At 42.9% G+C, this 16,732-nt stretch carries 13 protein-coding genes; 9 read left to right on the top strand and 4 right to left on the bottom strand.

Features of this window, described 5'->3' with window-relative positions:
• Positions 1–40 precede the first annotated feature (40 nt).
• Positions 41–1,069, bottom strand: coding sequence for a M48 family metallopeptidase (locus L2737_RS22475; protein ID WP_248956464.1), 1,029 nt, complete (start codon positions 1,067–1,069; stop codon positions 41–43).
• A gap of 126 nt (positions 1,070–1,195) precedes the next feature.
• A complete protein-coding gene (locus L2737_RS16635; RefSeq protein WP_248956462.1) occupies positions 1,196–2,440 on the bottom strand; it encodes a YjgN family protein in 1,245 nt (414 codons plus the stop codon).
• Between the two features lie 169 nt (positions 2,441–2,609).
• Between L2737_RS16635 and L2737_RS16630 the strand changes: the two genes are divergently transcribed.
• Entirely contained in the window at positions 2,610–2,849 is a 240-nt protein-coding gene (locus L2737_RS16630) for a hypothetical protein (RefSeq protein ID WP_248956461.1), read from the top strand.
• A 129-nt stretch (positions 2,850–2,978) separates the two neighbouring features.
• Here L2737_RS16630 and ilvY read toward each other — a convergent pair whose 3' ends face one another.
• Positions 2,979–3,851, bottom strand: coding sequence for an HTH-type transcriptional activator IlvY (ilvY, locus tag L2737_RS16625; protein ID WP_102529559.1), 873 nt, complete (start codon positions 3,849–3,851; stop codon positions 2,979–2,981).
• A gap of 202 nt (positions 3,852–4,053) precedes the next feature.
• Here ilvY and ilvC point away from each other — a divergent pair, with 202 nt between their 5' ends.
• The 7 genes from ilvC (at position 4,054) to L2737_RS16590 (ending at position 14,080) form a co-directional block, all read left to right on the top strand.
• Positions 4,054–5,535: a ketol-acid reductoisomerase gene (gene ilvC, locus L2737_RS16620; protein ID WP_248956460.1), complete on the top strand. Its 1,482-nt coding sequence runs from the start codon at positions 4,054–4,056 to the stop codon at positions 5,533–5,535.
• A gap of 571 nt (positions 5,536–6,106) precedes the next feature.
• On the top strand, positions 6,107–7,792 hold the full coding sequence (gene ilvG / locus L2737_RS16615) for an acetolactate synthase 2 catalytic subunit (RefSeq protein WP_102529556.1): 1,686 nt from the start codon (positions 6,107–6,109) through the stop codon (positions 7,790–7,792).
• The gene (ilvM, locus tag L2737_RS16610) at positions 7,789–8,064 is read left to right on the top strand and encodes an acetolactate synthase 2 small subunit (protein WP_248956459.1); all 276 of its coding nucleotides are present in this window, start codon (positions 7,789–7,791) and stop codon (positions 8,062–8,064) included. Before ilvG ends, ilvM begins: the two co-directional genes overlap by 4 nt.
• A 31-nt stretch (positions 8,065–8,095) precedes the next feature.
• Complete coding sequence (locus L2737_RS16605) at positions 8,096–9,031, top strand: branched-chain amino acid transaminase (protein WP_248956457.1); 936 nt, start codon at positions 8,096–8,098, stop codon at positions 9,029–9,031.
• 115 nt (positions 9,032–9,146) lie between these two features.
• Positions 9,147–11,006 carry a dihydroxy-acid dehydratase gene (gene ilvD / locus L2737_RS16600; protein ID WP_102529553.1) on the top strand — a complete coding sequence of 620 codons (1,860 nt, stop codon included), beginning with the start codon at positions 9,147–9,149 and terminating at the stop codon, positions 11,004–11,006.
• Positions 11,007–11,124: 118 nt separating this feature from the next.
• A complete protein-coding gene (gene ilvA / locus L2737_RS16595; protein WP_248956456.1) occupies positions 11,125–12,663 on the top strand; it encodes a threonine ammonia-lyase, biosynthetic in 1,539 nt (512 codons plus the stop codon).
• 262 nt (positions 12,664–12,925) lie between these two features.
• Complete coding sequence (locus tag L2737_RS16590) at positions 12,926–14,080, top strand: pyridoxal-phosphate-dependent aminotransferase family protein (protein ID WP_102529551.1); 1,155 nt, start codon at positions 12,926–12,928, stop codon at positions 14,078–14,080.
• A 111-nt stretch (positions 14,081–14,191) separates the two neighbouring features.
• Here L2737_RS16590 and ubiK read toward each other — a convergent pair whose 3' ends face one another.
• Complete coding sequence (ubiK, locus tag L2737_RS16585) at positions 14,192–14,446, bottom strand: ubiquinone biosynthesis accessory factor UbiK (protein WP_102529550.1); 255 nt, start codon at positions 14,444–14,446, stop codon at positions 14,192–14,194.
• A gap of 267 nt (positions 14,447–14,713) precedes the next feature.
• On the opposite strand from ubiK, the gene rep reads away from it, so the two are divergent.
• Positions 14,714–16,726, top strand: coding sequence for a DNA helicase Rep (gene rep / locus L2737_RS16580; protein ID WP_229372201.1), 2,013 nt, complete (start codon positions 14,714–14,716; stop codon positions 16,724–16,726).
• Positions 16,727–16,732: the final 6 nt, after the last annotated feature.

Here is a 16,732-nt window from a genome sequence, read left to right as displayed (position 1 = left end):
TGTCGTTATTATTAAATATGAGCTCACTAGTATTTAGCTATCATTGATTTTGTGAATATTTCTTTAATTCAGCCATGCGATCTTCAAGGTTAGGATGAGTACTGGCCCAGTCGGGAATATCTATTTGATGCTTTGATTGTAGTAGTTTGTATAGAGATACCAGCGAGTCAGTATTTTGATACCAGTTATGTAAGTGCTCGGCTGCAAAGTTATCGGCCTCGTGTTCGTGGTGACGTGAGTAGCTTAAACTGGTGCCTAATACCGTTACACTCATTAAGGTGTCGGCAATACCACTGGCTTCACCTACGATCATCGCAGCAGCTATCGATAAGATGGAGGATTGCACTATGCTGGTCATAATGTGTCTATGTCTAATATGGCCTAACTCATGCAAAAGCACAGCTTGAAGTTGGCTATCATTGTCAGCAAGTTCAATCATTTCATCAGTAAGAATGATATGGCCGCCAGCCATGGCAAATGCATTAGCGCCCTCTTTGCTTGAGAAAATAAGTAACTGTGGTGGTTGTGAAAATAATTCTGCTTGTTGGGGGAGTTTGTTTACTGTGTCGCTAAATAGTAGTTGAAGTTCAGCTTGGCGGTCGCTAGTTAAACTTGACTCGCTAAATCCCATTTCTTCCACCAGTGACAAACTGTAGTCGCCGACTTGCTTTTCAACAGAGTGAGGTACCATATTGGCAATCAATTTTGACGCTGCTGGAACACCATAAACAATCGTACTGTAAGTCACTATAACGGTGACGATACAGGCTACAACAATTAACCCTAAATGTTGTTCAAGCTTATTAATGACAGAGGGTTTACTGTGTTTGGTGAGCCATTGATTTAAATGTTGGCTTTGACTCGCTACAAATACGTGGCCGTTATTAAAGGTAATATTACGTGGTGTATTTCCAAGTGCTGCAGAGATTTCTGTGGTTTCAAGTTGATGTTGACCGCTAAAAGGTTCACTACTCACCGTTAGCATTCCATTTGCCCCTAATACCATTGAAGCTGGGTATTTGGTGGCATTTTTAGGTGCCAGAATGTGGCCGTCTATTTGTTCTATCACAGCATTCTCAACATGGTTTTTTGATTAAGGTGAGGTTGAATAAAACTTTCTCACAGCAAAGTGCTGTGAGAAAGATAATTACACTTGTCTTTATGAGTTGTCATTACAACTTATCAAGCGCTTGACTTACACAATACCTATGTTGATATCAAAGGCTCCCGCCACTTCATCAGCAATTGCTGCATCGCTTTGCTCGTTATGATCATGAGCGTGCACCAGTGACAAATCACCTTCAACTTCGGTTACTGAAGCCATGTATTTTGCGCTACGCACTTCTGCCCATGCGATACCAAAACCAAATGTGACGATGACTAATAAAAAGTTGGTGACAACTAATGCTAAAAAACTGCCTAGTGCCATGTTCGAACGCATCTGCAGTTCACCATCAAGCTTGGTCTCATTAAACATATAATTACGAGTGCAGACTTTGACATAAGCAGCTATCACCATACTCAGTGCAAGCATAAAGAAATAGCTAACGATTAACATCATATAGCCCATCGCTTGACCATCTTGCATAGCATCTGAGCCTTTGAAGCCATTTTTAATCAGTTCGACAATAGAATCCATAACACCAAACATAAAACCGAAAGCAAATGCAATTAAAGTGCTGGCCACCATAGCGCCCATAAATAAGGCCATCGCTTTTAATGCAATTTTCATATATTCACGGATGTTCAGTTCAGCTTGAAATGCTTTAGTACCGTAGCGGTAGCCATTAACCATATATTGAGCAATACCTGCCGAGACCCAGGCATAACAAAAAACCATAGCAGCAAAGAAAAACAGTACAGCAACGACAACACCGACACCAATAAGCTCATCAGATAAGAACTTTGACCCCGCTGCAATTGCCATCGGTCCAGCAATAACAATCAAGTAAGCGAGTAAAGGTTTAACTAATAATTGCAGGTAAGCCCCAGCGTACGATCCTTCAAAATTAAAGCGCACATTTCGAAAACGAGTCATGCGTGCATCAAAACGCATATTACGAACAGCCAGAAAAGGCGTGGCAAACATTAAGATAACGGCGAGTGCGATGGCAATAATGGGGTTAATAGCATTTAAAATCGCCCAGCCAATTAACAGCACAACAGCAATGATACGGCCAATTAAAATCTGCATTGGTGTGGCTAAATATTCAAAGCGGTCACCGCCAAGTTCCGTATTGCTGTAGAAATAACAGTGAGTACGGACTTTTGCCCAAGCTGAATAAATGCCGAAGGTCACCATGGTCAGCAGCATGTTGACGATCCATATGCCAAAGAATTCACCGCCAATGCCATGAAATTTAAAAGATGTTTTAGTTGAGGGTGTTATTGCATTAACTGAAGTGGCACTTGTGCCTTGTGCTGAGTCTAGATTGCTCATTTATATTTCCTTCCGTTGGAATTAAGCTGCATATTAGAGCGTTAAATGACAAATAAATCAATGTACTTAATCAGTTAATAACATTTGATGCATAAGTAGCTAATGTAAATACTGGCAAGAGTGAATGTTTTAATGCCATATTTCCAAATCCTGACGCTGAAAAAGAATTGTGTCGGAGTCATTTCATTTAGATGTAGTACTCGAACAAATGCCTGCTGGGGTAGTTAAAGCATTAAAAAAAACCGATAGAAACCCAGGTGAAGACGTTAAAGATTCAACCATCAATCTGTCTGTATATTCTTATGCGTTATTAAAAAAGGTGAAGTCAACTCAGTGGGAGGCGGCTCATTTTTACTCGTGCAGTAGTTGGAATAAGCATCGCTGGGCATCATTAAACGAGATAATTTAATTCGTGCCTAGCGCGGAAATTTTATCGTCAATTGTCGATTGATAGTCCATTATTTCAGATGATTTTTGAGCAAAATTGGCAGGCTCTGTATCAATAAGAGGTGTTTGAGGTTTGCCAATCAAGCCCTAACTAAATCACATCTAAAAATGCTTTTAAAATGGGCTCTTGAATACGTTTTTCTTTACAGCAACACCCGAGTTTAAAAGGGGGAATAAGCTGCGGTGACTCAAGCTTCACTAAGCGCTCCCTTACAGGACTATTTTCTACGACAACTTCAGGGCTGATGCTCACACCACATCCCAGTGCCACCATCGATGTAATGGCTTCTTGGCCTGACACTTGTGCATAAATATTGGGCTTAAACCCCATCGCTTTAAACCAATTATCGGCTCTACGACGACCTGGTCCATGATCAGGCACGATAAAGGGTAGTTGTGCCCAGTTGATTGGCGTTTGATTGATCATCTGTTGGGCTTGGCAATGTATTGTTGGGGCGTAGACGTGCAAAGGTACTTGATCAATTTCTTCAAAATGTAGGCTGTTTGGAAGCGAATCAGGCAAGGCAATAATCGCAAAGTCGGCTCGATTGTGCTGGATCTCATCCACGGCATTGGCTGCATCACCAGTAATGAGAGTGATTTCAACTAAAGGATGCTCACGTCTGAAGCGATCTAACAATGCAGGCAAATGGCTATAAGCTGCAGTAACAGAACAATACAGATTAATACGTCCGTGAAGCAGGGGCTGGTCGGGGTCGATGCGACCTTTTAGATTAAGCCATTCTGATAATGTCTGCTCGGCGAAGCGCTTAAATTCATTACCTGCGTGGGTGATGCTGACACTGCGATTATCCCGTTCAAATAATTTGCAACCAACTTCTTCTTCTAAGCGTTGCAAGGCACGACTTAAGGTCGAAGGGCTGACATGGGTTTGTTCTGCTGTTTTGCCAAAATGCAGACTATCACATAGGTGTAAGTAGAGTTTTAACGCACGAATATCCATGAGATTGCCTTGTACAAGTCTTGGTTGTTTATTGAACGATATAAGGTTTTACCAGTATTGCATAAAATGAAACGTTATGTTCCGAATATATCATTTTAAGCAATAACAAGCATGCGCTATAGTGACTTCAATCACAACTTCTGAGCACTTTGACTGCCAGAATGTTGCGTCTCAAATTTCTGAATTAAAGGTGGTATCTCAGATGGCTAACTATTTTAACTCTCTGAATTTACGTCAACAATTAGCTCAACTAGCACAATGCCGCTTTATGGACCGTACCGAGTTTAGTGACGGCTGTAATTTTATTAAAGATTGGAACATCGTGATCTTAGGTTGTGGGGCACAAGGCCTAAACCAAGGTCTGAACATGCGTGACTCAGGTTTAAATATTTCTTTTGCGCTACGTCCACAAGCCATTGCTGAAAAGCGCGCTTCTTGGAAGCAAGCAACCGACAACGGTTTCACAGTAGGTACGTTCGAAGAATTAATTCCTGATGCAGATTTAGTGTTGAACTTAACCCCAGATAAGCAACATTCAAACGTTGTCAATGCGGTTATGCCATTAATGAAGCAAGGTTCAACATTATCTTATTCACACGGTTTTAATATCGTTGAAGAAGGCATGCAGGTTCGCCCTGACATCACTGTTGTGATGGTTGCACCTAAGTGTCCTGGTACTGAAGTACGTGAAGAATATAAGCGTGGCTTTGGTGTACCAACGCTTATCGCTGTTCACCCTGAGAATGATCCAAAAGGTGATGGCCTTGCCATTGCTAAAGCCTATGCAAGTGCTACAGGTGGCGATCGTGCAGGTGTTTTACTGTCTTCATTTGTCGCAGAAGTTAAGTCTGATTTGATGGGCGAGCAAACGATTCTTTGTGGCATGTTACAAACTGGCGCCATTCTTGGTTACGAGAAAATGGTTGCTGACGGTGTTGAACCTGGCTACGCAGGAAAGTTAATCCAACAAGGTTGGGAAACGGTTACTGAAGCGCTTAAACATGGCGGCATCACTAACATGATGGACCGTTTATCAAATCCTGCCAAAGTGAAAGCATTTGAAGTTGCTGAAGAATTAAAAGTGATTCTTAAGCCACTATTTGAAAAGCACATGGATGACATCATCAGCGGTGAGTTTTCTCGCACCATGATGGCTGACTGGGCTAATGACGATGCGAACTTATTGCGTTGGAGAGCAGAAACCAACGAAACGGCATTTGAAAACTCACCAGTATCTGACGAGTACATTGATGAACAAACTTACTTTGATAAAGGCATTTTCTTAGTTGCTATGATCAAAGCGGGTGTGGAATTAGCATTCGATACAATGGTTGCTGCCGGCATCATCGAAGAGTCAGCTTATTATGAGTCTTTGCATGAAACGCCACTTATTGCGAACACTATTGCACGTAAACGTTTATACGAAATGAACGTCGTGATCTCTGATACTGCAGAATATGGTTGTTACTTATTCAACCACGCAGCAGTGCCATTATTAACTGATTACGTTAAGTCAATGTCATCTGAGTTACTTGGCGCTGGCCTAAAAGAAGGTTCAAACAGTGTTGATAACAAGCGTTTAATTGAAGTGAATGAAACGATTCGTCATACCGATGTTGAGTTTATTGGTGCAGAGTTACGCGGTTACATGACTGATATGAAAGGTATTGTTGAAGCTAGCTAATATTTGTTGATTGTGTTGTGAAGTACCTGTTCAGCTAGGCTATCGAGCAGGCATCAAATCTACTTTCAATGAATGATAAGTAGAAACAATCTATTGAAAATTAAGGGGGTAATTTAAGTTCACCGATGAATTTAAACTTACCTTCATAGCTTTAGATTTTTGTTGTTGTTTGCATTGTCTCGGCAGGGAAGCTGAATTTTTTTTACAACACAGGATTTTTTGTTGTGTTTATAAATCACTTTATGGTACTCCTATAGAGGATGAATTATAAACAAGTCTGGCACTGAGCCTGACTTAACAGAAAAGTTAACAAATATTTTTTAGGACTCAGTTATTTATGTTTAACCAAGCTGCCCAGCTCATTATTGTGATTATTACCGTCGTGATTATTAAGTCACCGCGGGGGTGGCGTTTGGCAACGAGACTGAGTTAATAGTCAGAATTTGCAAAAACCCCCGCTCCGAAAGGACCGGGGGTTTTTTGTTTTATGGGCTTTAACAATCACTGTGACTATGTCGCTTTATCAAAAAATATTTAATTTTAAACGCAGATCAATGACGAGAGTATCAATATGGAATCAGGGCAGAAAATGCGTGGTGCAGACGCAGTCATTAAAGTTTTAGCCGCACACGGTGTGACCACGGTATTTGGTTATCCTGGTGGCGCAATTATGCCGATTTACGATGCACTCTATGGTCACCCAGTAGAACACCTTTTGAGTCGCCATGAACAAGGCGCTGCATTTGCCGCAGTCGGTTATGCTAGAGCAAGTGGTAAAACAGGGGTGTGTTTCGCGACATCAGGACCCGGTGCCACTAACCTTATTACCTCCTTGTCTGATGCGCTATTGGACTCAGTGCCTGTTGTTGCGATAACTGGCCAAGTCTCTACCGCCGTGATAGGTACCGATGCATTCCAAGAAATCGATGTATTGGGGATGTCATTATCATGTACCAAACACAGCTTTATGGTCACCGATATTAATGAATTAATTCCAACCTTATATAAAGCGTTTGAAATCGCGGCTTCAGGTCGCCCAGGTCCAGTATTAGTTGATATACCTAAAGACATCCAAATAGCAGAGCTTGAGTATAAAACACCATTACTGACGGTCACTGAAGAGCCTGCACCTGAAGTCACAGCCATAGATGCTGCACGTGAATTATTACAGCAAGCAAAGAAACCCATTTTATATGTTGGTGGTGGCGTAGGCATGGCTGGCGCGGTTGATCATTTGCGTCAATTTATTGATAAAACAGGTATTCCATCTGTTGCCACATTGAAAGGCTTAGGCGCCATTGCCCATGGCACTAAAGGTTACCTTGGTATGTTAGGCATGCATGGTGGCAAAGCGGCAAATTTAGCGGTGCAGTCATGCGATCTATTGATTGTTGTCGGTGCACGTTTTGATGATCGGGTGACTGGGCGTTTAGCCACTTTTGCTGGAAATGCCAAAGTATTGCACCTTGATATCGATATTGCCGAAATTAACAAGCTACGTCAGGCTGATGTAGCGATTTCAGCAGATTTCCGTCAAGTGTTACCCGCCCTTGCAGCATCATTGGATATGCAAGCTGAATTGACGCAGTGGCAACAAGAAGTGGAAGACTTATACCGTGAGCATCAATGGGATTATCAACACCCTGGCGATCTTATCTATGCTCCAGCAATGTTACGCCGCTTAGCTAACAAGTTACCAGAAGACAGTGTCGTGAGTTGTGATGTGGGCCAGCATCAAATGTGGGTGGCGCAGCACATGTGGTTTCGCCGTCCTGAGGATCATTTATCTAGTGCGGGTTTAGGCACCATGGGGTTTGGCTTACCAGCAGCAATTGGCGCTCAAGTTGCTCGACCTGATGCGACCGTTGTAACGGTATCGGGTGACGGATCATTCATGATGAATGTACAAGAGCTTACCACCATCAAACGTCGTAAATTACCCGTAAAAATACTGCTTATTGATAACCAAAAATTAGGCATGGTAAAGCAATGGCAGCAATTGTTTTTTGAGCAACGTTATAGCGAAACTGATTTATCCGATAATCCTGATTTTGTGTTAATGGCATCAGCTTTTGATATTCCAGGCCGCACCATTCATCGCGCTGAAGAAGTAGAAGCCGCGCTTGATGAAATGCTCGCAACCCCAGGGCCTTTTATGCTGCATGTCGCTATTGATGATGCGTTTAATGTATGGCCGTTAGTCCCACCAGGGGCATGTAACAGTGACATGATGGACCAAATGGAGAAGCAAACATGATGCATGCAGTTGAATTAAGATTAAAGCCGCAGCCTGAGGTGCTAGAACGCGTTTTACGTGTGACACGTCATCGCGGCTTTACCGTGACAGAATTAACCATGACCGCAAATGAAGACAGTACATTAAAAGTGAATTTTGATGTCGAAAGTGAGCGAGTAATTGGATTGTTAACACATCAACTGACTAAGTTATTTGATGTGCTTGATTGCCAAGTGCTCACAAGCTCAACAGTGCCAGTTGGAGCTGAAACACCAGCTTCAGTAAGCGCTTAACCATTCATCAATATTCAACAAGGAAAACATTATGGCTGCGACACAATCAGAACTCATTTGGTTTAATGGTGAAATCATGCCTTGGCAGAACGCCAAAGTACACGTGATGACTCACGCAATGCATTACGGCACGTCAGTATTTGAAGGTATTCGTATTTATGATACTCACCTTGGCCCAGCGGGTTTTCGGTTAACAGATCATGTGCAGCGTCTGTTTGATTCAGCCAAAATTTACCGGATGAATGTGCCTTATAGTTTTGATCAAGTGATGCAAGCCTGTAATGACTCAGTCATGAGTAATAACTTACCGAGCGCGTATATTCGTCCGTTAATATTTTTAGGGGATGTAGGCATGGGGATCACCCCGCCAATTGATGCCCAATGTGATATGGTCGTAGCGGCTTTTGCATGGGGAGCATACCTAGGTGAAGACAGCATGGATGCAGGTGTTGATGTTGCGGTCACTTCATGGCAACGCTTGGCGCCAAATACGATTCCTACAGGCGCTAAAGCGGGGGGAAATTATTTATCTTCACTGCAAATTTCGACCGAAGCAAAACGTAATGGCTTTGATGAAGGTATTGCACTTGATACCAACGGTTTAGTCAGTGAAGGCGCAGGGGCTAACTTATTTGTGGTTAAAAACAATAAGATTTATACCCCGCCAGCAACAGCGGCAATTTTGAAAGGGATCACCCGAGATACCATCATGATGTTAGCTAAAGACCTAGGCTATGAAGTGATTGAAGAAGCAATGGCACGTGAGTTTTTGTACGTTGCAGACGAGATTTTTATGACAGGCACAGCAGCTGAAATTGTCCCTGTTAGAAGTGTTGATCGCATCGAAGTGGGTGCGGGTAAACGCGGCCCAGTGACCAAACAAGTTCAGAGCAGTTTTTTTGGCCTCTTTAATGGTGAAACCGAAGATAAATGGGGCTGGCTAGAACCGCTTAAAAAGTCAGTATAAAACTGGCTACAAATAATAATGAAAAATCCTGTGAGTAGTCTATTAACTACCAAAACATGACCATATTTGACCAATTCCATCGAAAATAATGGAATGACAAAGGAAGGAAAAAACAATGCCTAAACTACGCTCAGCAACCAGTACCGAAGGTCGCAACATGGCAGGAGCACGCGCGTTATGGCGTGCAACTGGTGTAAAAGAAAAGGATTTTGGTAAACCAATTATTGCCATTTCAAACTCGTTTACTCAATTTGTTCCAGGGCATGTGCATTTAAAAGATATGGGCCAATTGGTTGCAGGCGCAATTGAAGAAGCGGGTGGTATTGCTAAAGAGTTCAATACCATTGCAGTCGATGATGGTATTGCTATGGGTCACGGCGGCATGCTTTACAGCCTACCTTCTCGCGAGCTGATTGCCGACAGTGTTGAATACATGGTGAATGCGCATTGTGCTGATGCATTAGTGTGTATTTCTAACTGTGACAAAATTACTCCTGGCATGTTGATGGCGGCGTTAAGACTGAATATTCCAGTCGTTTTTGTGTCAGGTGGCCCAATGGAAGCGGGTAAAACTAAGCTTTCAGATCAAATCATTAAACTCGATTTAGTCGATGCAATGGTGGCAGGTGCAGATACTAATGTCAGTGATGAAGACAGCAAGCAAATTGAACGAAGCGCTTGTCCAACATGTGGTTCTTGTTCAGGTATGTTCACTGCGAACTCAATGAACTGTTTAACTGAAGCATTAGGTCTGTCTTTGCCTGGTAATGGTTCTCTTCTTGCCACACACGCAGCCCGTCGTAACCTATTTTTAGAAGCCGGTCGCCGCGTTATGGATCTTGCGACCCGTTATTATCGTGATGACGATGACAGTGTTTTGCCACGTAATATCGCTTCATTTAAGGCATTCGAAAACGCGATGGCATTGGATATTGCTATGGGTGGCTCATCTAATACCGTTTTACATTTGATTGCTGCAGCGCAAGAAGGTGAAGTCGATTTCACCATGGATGACATTGATAGAATGTCTCGCTTGGTGCCGCATTTATGTAAAGTCGCTCCTTCAACACCGAAATACCACATGGAAGATGTGCATCGTGCTGGTGGTGTGATGGGCATTTTAGGTGAATTAGACCGAGCCGGTTTATTGCATACCGACGTACCGCATGTTGCTGCTGATAACGGTGGAAACTTAAAGTCCGTGTTAGCCAAATATGATATTGCTCAAACTCAAGATGCGGATGTCAGACGCTTTTACAGTGCAGGTCCTGCAGGTATCCCTACCCAAACGGCATTCAGTCAAGACTGTTACTGGGATAGCGTAGATGATGATCGTCAAGAAGGCTGTATTCGTACTCGTGAAAACGCTTTTAGCCAAGAAGGTGGCTTAGCGGTGTTATCGGGTAACGTGGCTGAAAATGGCTGTATCGTTAAAACTGCGGGTGTAGATGAAGAAAACCTCACCTTTACGGGTAGTGCAAGAATATACGAAAGCCAAGACGATGCTGTTGATGGCATTTTAGGTGGTGAAGTGGTTGCCGGTGATGTGGTTGTTATCCGTTATGAAGGCCCTAAAGGTGGCCCAGGAATGCAAGAAATGTTGTATCCAACCACTTATCTTAAATCCCGTGGTTTAGGTAAAGCATGCGCACTTATCACCGATGGTCGTTTTTCAGGTGGGACTTCTGGATTATCAATTGGCCATATCTCACCAGAAGCAGCGGCTGGTGGCACCATTGCGTTAGTTGAAAATGGCGATCAAATTGAGATTGATATTCCATCTCGTAGTATCAAATTAGCCGTTTCGGATGCTGAGCTGGCTAAGCGTAAAGCGGCAATGGATGCCAAAGGCCCATTAGCGTGGAAACCTGTTAGCCGTGAGCGTTACGTGTCATTAGCACTTAAAGCGTATGCTTTATTGGCAACCAGTGCCGATAAAGGCGCGATTCGCGACCGCAGTAAGTTAGAAGGCTAAGCGAATAGATTAAGCTTATTATCAGCACATTCTTATTATCCTAAACCCTATGTTCTTAGGTAAAGATATTAAGAATGTGTGCATTTGAAATATAACCAACACTGATGGAATTAAGCCTATGTCTTTAGCACAAGAGTATTTGCAAAAAACGCTGCTGTCATCAGTTTACGACGTAGCGAAAGTCACGCCGCTGTCGAGTTTAAATAAATTATCGGCTCGCTTAGGTAGTCAGGTTTATCTTAAGCGTGAAGATATGCAACCAGTGCATTCGTTTAAATTGCGTGGTGCATATAACCGTATGTCACAGCTAACGCCGCAGCAATGTAAAGACGGTGTGGTGTGCGCTTCTGCGGGTAACCATGCTCAAGGTGTGGCAATGTCAGCAGCCAGTAGAGGCATTGATGCAGTCATTGTTATGCCTGGTACGACCCCTGAAATTAAAATCGATGCCGTAAAAAGACTCGGTGGCAATGTGGTGTTATTTGGTGAAGCGTTTGATCAAGCAAACGAGCATGCTAAGCAATTAGCCGAAACGGAAAATCGCACATATATAGCCCCGTTTGATGACGAAGCTGTGATAGCAGGTCAAGGCACAATTGCCCAAGAAATGCTGCAGCAACAACGCGACCTTGATACCATATTTGTACCGGTAGGTGGTGGTGGATTAATTGCAGGTATTGCAGCTTATTACAAAGCGGTGATGCCTCAAGTTAAAATTGTCGGTGTTGAACCTGAAGATGCCGCTTGTTTAAAAGCGGCCATGGAAGCTGGCGAGCCTGTGACACTATCGCAAGTTGGCTTATTTGCTGATGGCGTAGCTGTAAAACGCATTGGTGAGGAACCTTTCAGAGTCGCGAAAGATTATGTCGATGAGGTCATAACGGTAACATCAGATGAAATCTGCGCAGCGGTTAAAGATATTTTTGAAGATACCCGCGCTATATCAGAACCCGCAGGTGCATTGTCTGTTGCTGGACTTAAAAAATACATACAGCAGCATCCAAAAGAAGCGGGCAAAGGTGAAAAGGTTGCGGCGATATTAAGTGGCGCCAATGTCAATTTTCATAGTTTACGTTATGTGTCTGAGCGCTGTGAGTTGGGCGAACAAAAAGAAGCCGTGTTAGCAGTAAAAGTGCCTGAAAAACCGGGCAGCTTTTTACGTTTTTGCCAAATTCTCAATAGACGGGCAATGACAGAGTTTAACTATCGTTTTAATAGTCGTGACAGCGCAGTGGTGTTTGCAGGTATTCGCATTAGCCAAGGCCAAGCTGAGTTAGATGAGATTATTACCAACTTAGAAGCTGAAGGTTTTCAGGTTCAGGATTTATCTGAAGATGAAACCGCTAAGCTTCATGTGCGCTATATGGTCGGTGGTCGCCCACCAGAGCCGTTAGATGAGCGCTTGTTTAGCTTTGAGTTTCCAGAGCACCCAGGGGCGTTACTTAAGTTTTTAACCACGCTTCAAAGCCAATGGAATATCAGCTTATTCCATTACCGTAATCATGGCGCAGCATTTGGTCGTGTATTGGCGGGGTTTGAAGTACCCGCTTCAGATGAGGCGGCATTCGCCCAGTTTTTGACTGATTTAGGTTTTGTTTATCAAGAAGAAACTCATAGCCCTGCTTATCAGCTCTTTTTAAGCTCAGGTCAGCATTAGTCTCATCTTTTCATCATCTTGATTCATCAGAATAGCTTCTTCGGGAAGCTATTTTTATTTGGGGTGAGATAAGTACTAAAAAGGCTTTTTAGCTAATAAATTTCATGTGGATAGCGCCTTTTGGCCTATCTGTGTGTTATTGTCATTTCAGCCCAAAGAGGCAATAGTCACAAACGAGATAATATTCGGTGGCGTTAAATAAAATTAAAAATGTAGGTTTCATTGAGCTATTACAAATTGACCTCGAGCCAAGGAGACTTTGATGTTATCTGTACCAACAATTTCTGCACCAAGTATTAATGCTTTTAATCCACCACGTCGCACGCTAATGGGGCCTGGCCCTTCTGACGTATATCCAGAAGTACTTGCTGCACAAGCTAAGCCCACCATCGGTCATTTAGACCCATTATTTGTCGCAATGATGGATGAGTTAAAGTCCCTTATTCAATACGCCTTTCAAACTGAAAACGAAATGACCTTAGCCGTGTCTGCACCTGGCAGCGCGGGAATGGAAACGTGTTTTGTTAACTTGGTTGAAGCTGGCGAAAAAGTCATTGTTTGTCGCAATGGTGTCTTTGGCGAGCGTATGCGCCAAAACGTTGAACGTGTGGGTGCCACTGCTGTTGTCGTCGATAACGAGTGGGGCGAACCCGTTTCTGTCGAGGCCGTAGAAGCAGCGCTGAAAGCGAACCCTGATGCTAAGTTTCTCGCATTTGTGCATGCTGAAACCTCAACCGGCGCATTATCTGACGCTAAAAGCTTATGTGCTTTAGCGCAGCAACATGATTGTATTTCAATCGTTGATGCTGTGACCTCGCTTGGTGGTGTTGAGCTACGTGTTGATGAATGGGGCATTGACGCCATATATTCTGGTAGTCAGAAGTGTCTTTCATGTGTACCAGGTATTTCACCTGTGTCATTTTCTGATAAAGCCGTCGCGAAAATCAAAAGTCGAACTACGCCTGTGCAAAGTTGGTTTTTAGATCAAACTTTAGTGATGGGCTATTGGGGTAATAAAGACAGCGGTGCTAAACGAAGCTACCACCATACTGCACCAGTGAATGCACTATATGCATTGCATGAGTCATTACGATTACTCGCCACTGAAGGCTTAGAAAATGCCTGGCAGCGTCATGCTGATATGCACCAATTATTACGCAGTGGCCTTGAACAATTAGGATTGAACTTTGTTGTTGATGAGTCGTGTCGTTTACCACAGCTGAACGCAGTATACATTCCACAGGGCGCAGATGATGCGTTAGTGAGAAAGCAGTTACTGGAAAATTATAATCTTGAAATCGGTGCTGGATTGGGTGCTCTGGCTGGTAAAGCTTGGCGTATCGGTTTGATGGGATATGCAGCCCGCCGCGAAAACGTCGCTTTATGTTTGCGCGCATTAGATGAAGTGCTTAATTAGCACTTAATTAGCACTTAATTAGAGATTAACTTCGCTAAGTGAGCATAAAAAAATGGCATCCTAGGATGCCATTTTTGTTTTATCGTTAATTGAATCAACTATCTGCTGGAATTATGCGTCAGCTGAAAGCTTTTTTTCTAATTCTTCAACTTGAGCTTGTAATGCTTCGAGTTTTTCACGGGTTTTTAGTAACACGTGCTGCTGAACTTCAAACTCTTCACGAGAAACGACATCTAATTTCATTAGTTGGCTTTGTAAAACTTGCTTTGAACGCTCTTCGAATTCGCCTGCAAATTGCTTTACACCACTAGGAAGGTTATCACTCAGCTGCTTAGCAACTTCTTCAAGTTTTTTTGGATTAATCATCGTCAATACCATCTTCAATTAGGTTTCTTGTTTATGAGTTGATTGTACCTGAGCCCGTCTGCATGTCCAAAGTTATCGCTCAGCTTGTGTGATGGTTCTAACATTGCAGGGGAGAGCTTGATAATCAATACGCTTGCTATGCCGCTTTCGATCGAATTGTCTTAAGGGTTAACCGAATAGTGATATCGTTGAATTTAATCATTGTCGATCGCTGCTTTCTGGTATGATCGCACTCCGTTTATTTTCGTTATTGGTAAAGTCGACAGCATGAAGTTAAATCCTGGGCAAAATGATGCCGTTCACTATGTTTCTGGACCTTGTTTAGTATTAGCTGGGGCAGGCAGTGGTAAAACTCGGGTAATTATTAACAAAATTGAATACTTAGTCGAAAAGTGTGGCTACAAGGCGCGCAATATTGCCGCTGTGACTTTTACCAATAAAGCTGCGCGTGAAATGAAAGAGCGTGTTTCACAATCGATGGGACGCAAAGAAGCTCGTGGATTATGGATCTCTACATTCCATACGCTGGGGTTAGAGATCATCAAGCGTGAGCATAAAGTGGTCGGTTTAAAAGCAGGCTTTTCGCTGTTTGATGATCAAGATACCTTTGCACTGCTTAAAGAGCTTACTGAAGATGAGCTTGAAGAAGATAAAGATCTCATTAAAGCCCTCGCCAGTGCCATTTCTAATTGGAAAGGCGACTTAGTCATTCCTGATCAAGCGCTTAAACGTGGCGGTGATGAACAAACGCAATTATTTGCTAAATTATATCAACGCTACGCTCAGCACATGAAAGCCTACAATGCGCTAGATTTTGATGATCTTATTTTGCTGCCGACATTATTATTACGTAACAATGAAGAAGTGCGTACTCGCTGGCAAACTCGTTTTCAGTACTTGCTGGTGGATGAATACCAAGATACCAATACCAGCCAATATGAATTGGTGAAGCTATTAGTGGGTGAACGAGCTCGTTTTACCGTTGTAGGTGATGATGACCAATCCATTTATTCGTGGCGTGGTGCTAAACCACAAAACTTGGTGTTATTGGGCAAAGACTTCCCGCAATTACGCTTAATCAAGTTAGAGCAAAATTACCGCTCTAGCCAACGAATTTTGCGTGCAGCGAATATCCTGATTGCAAACAACCCCCATGTTTACGATAAAAAACTGTTCAGTGAACTCGCTTACGGTGAGCCGCTCAGAGTGCTGTTTGCCGCCAATGAAGAGCAAGAAGCCGAACGTGTTATCGCTGAGATAGTTCGTCATAAGTTTATGGGCAAAACTAAATTTGGTGATTATGCGATCTTGTATCGAGGTAACCATCAATCAAGGCTGTTAGAGCGCGCCTTAATGACCAACCGGATCCCTTACAAGTTATCTGGTGGTACGTCGTTTTTCGCCCGCGCAGAAATTAAAGACATCATGGCTTACTTACGTTTAGTAGTGAACCCTGATGATGACAATGCATTTTTACGTGTGGTGAATTTGCCTAAGCGTGGTATTGGCCCAGCAACGCTTGAGCGTCTTGGTAATTACGCCAATCAAAAACATATCTCGATGTTTGAAGCGATTTTTCAGGCAGAGCTGAATCATCATTTAGCGCCAGCGGCAATGGCCTCCCTGTATCAGTTCGGTAAGTTTATTGTTGATACCGGTGAAATTGCCACTCGCGGCGAACCTGTAGATGCAATTAAACAGCTTATTCGTAAGATAAATTACGAAGATTACCTATATGAAACCAGTACCAGTGCCAAAGCGGCTGAAATGCGGATGAAAAATATTTCAGAGTTATACCGTTGGGTGACTGAAATGCTGGAAGGTGATGAATTAGATGAGCCGATGACATTACCAGAAGTGGTAACGCGCCTTACTTTACGTGACATGATGGAGCGCAATCAAGAAGATGAAGGTGGCGATCAAGTTCAATTGATGACACTGCATGCTTCAAAAGGCTTGGAGTACCCATATGTGTTTATGGTGGGTACTGAAGAGCGTATTTTACCGCATCAGTCGAGCATTGATGAGGATAATGTTGATGAAGAGCGCCGTTTAGCTTATGTGGGCATTACACGTGCACAAAAAGAGTTATGGTTTACTATGTGCCGCGAACGTCGCCAGTTTGGTGAAACCATGCGTTGCGAACCCAGCCGATTTTTGCTGGAATTACCGCAAGATGATTTGATTTGGGAAAACCGTAAGCCAAAACAAACTGAGCAAGAAAAAGCGCAATCGGCTAAAACCAATATTGCTAATATTCGAGATATGTTTAAAAAATAGCAATAC

It is taken from the genome of Shewanella electrodiphila (genome assembly GCF_023283985.1).
Classification (GTDB): Bacteria; Pseudomonadota; Gammaproteobacteria; order Enterobacterales; family Shewanellaceae; genus Shewanella; species Shewanella electrodiphila.
Note: the sequence above shows the minus strand (reverse complement) of the source record. Positions and strands in the feature narration are given on the sequence as shown.

Bases quoted from the DNA above. Each gene is read 5' to 3' on its own strand.
- L2737_RS16635 (WP_248956462.1), bottom strand. From the start codon at position 2,440: ATGAGCAATCTAGACTCAGCACAAGGCACAAGTGCCACTTCAGTTAAT.
- ilvY (WP_102529559.1), bottom strand. From the start codon at position 3,851: ATGGATATTCGTGCGTTAAAACTCTACTTACACCTATGTGATAGTCTG.
- ilvC (WP_248956460.1), top strand. From the start codon at position 4,054: ATGGCTAACTATTTTAACTCTCTGAATTTACGTCAACAATTAGCTCAA.
- ilvG (WP_102529556.1), top strand. From the start codon at position 6,107: ATGGAATCAGGGCAGAAAATGCGTGGTGCAGACGCAGTCATTAAAGTT.
- ilvM (WP_248956459.1), top strand. From the start codon at position 7,789: ATGATGCATGCAGTTGAATTAAGATTAAAGCCGCAGCCTGAGGTGCTA.
- L2737_RS16605 (WP_248956457.1), top strand. From the start codon at position 8,096: ATGGCTGCGACACAATCAGAACTCATTTGGTTTAATGGTGAAATCATG.
- ilvD (WP_102529553.1), top strand. From the start codon at position 9,147: ATGCCTAAACTACGCTCAGCAACCAGTACCGAAGGTCGCAACATGGCA.
- ilvA (WP_248956456.1), top strand. From the start codon at position 11,125: ATGTCTTTAGCACAAGAGTATTTGCAAAAAACGCTGCTGTCATCAGTT.
- L2737_RS16590 (WP_102529551.1), top strand. From the start codon at position 12,926: ATGTTATCTGTACCAACAATTTCTGCACCAAGTATTAATGCTTTTAAT.
- ubiK (WP_102529550.1), bottom strand. From the start codon at position 14,446: ATGATTAATCCAAAAAAACTTGAAGAAGTTGCTAAGCAGCTGAGTGAT.
- rep (WP_229372201.1), top strand. From the start codon at position 14,714: ATGAAGTTAAATCCTGGGCAAAATGATGCCGTTCACTATGTTTCTGGA.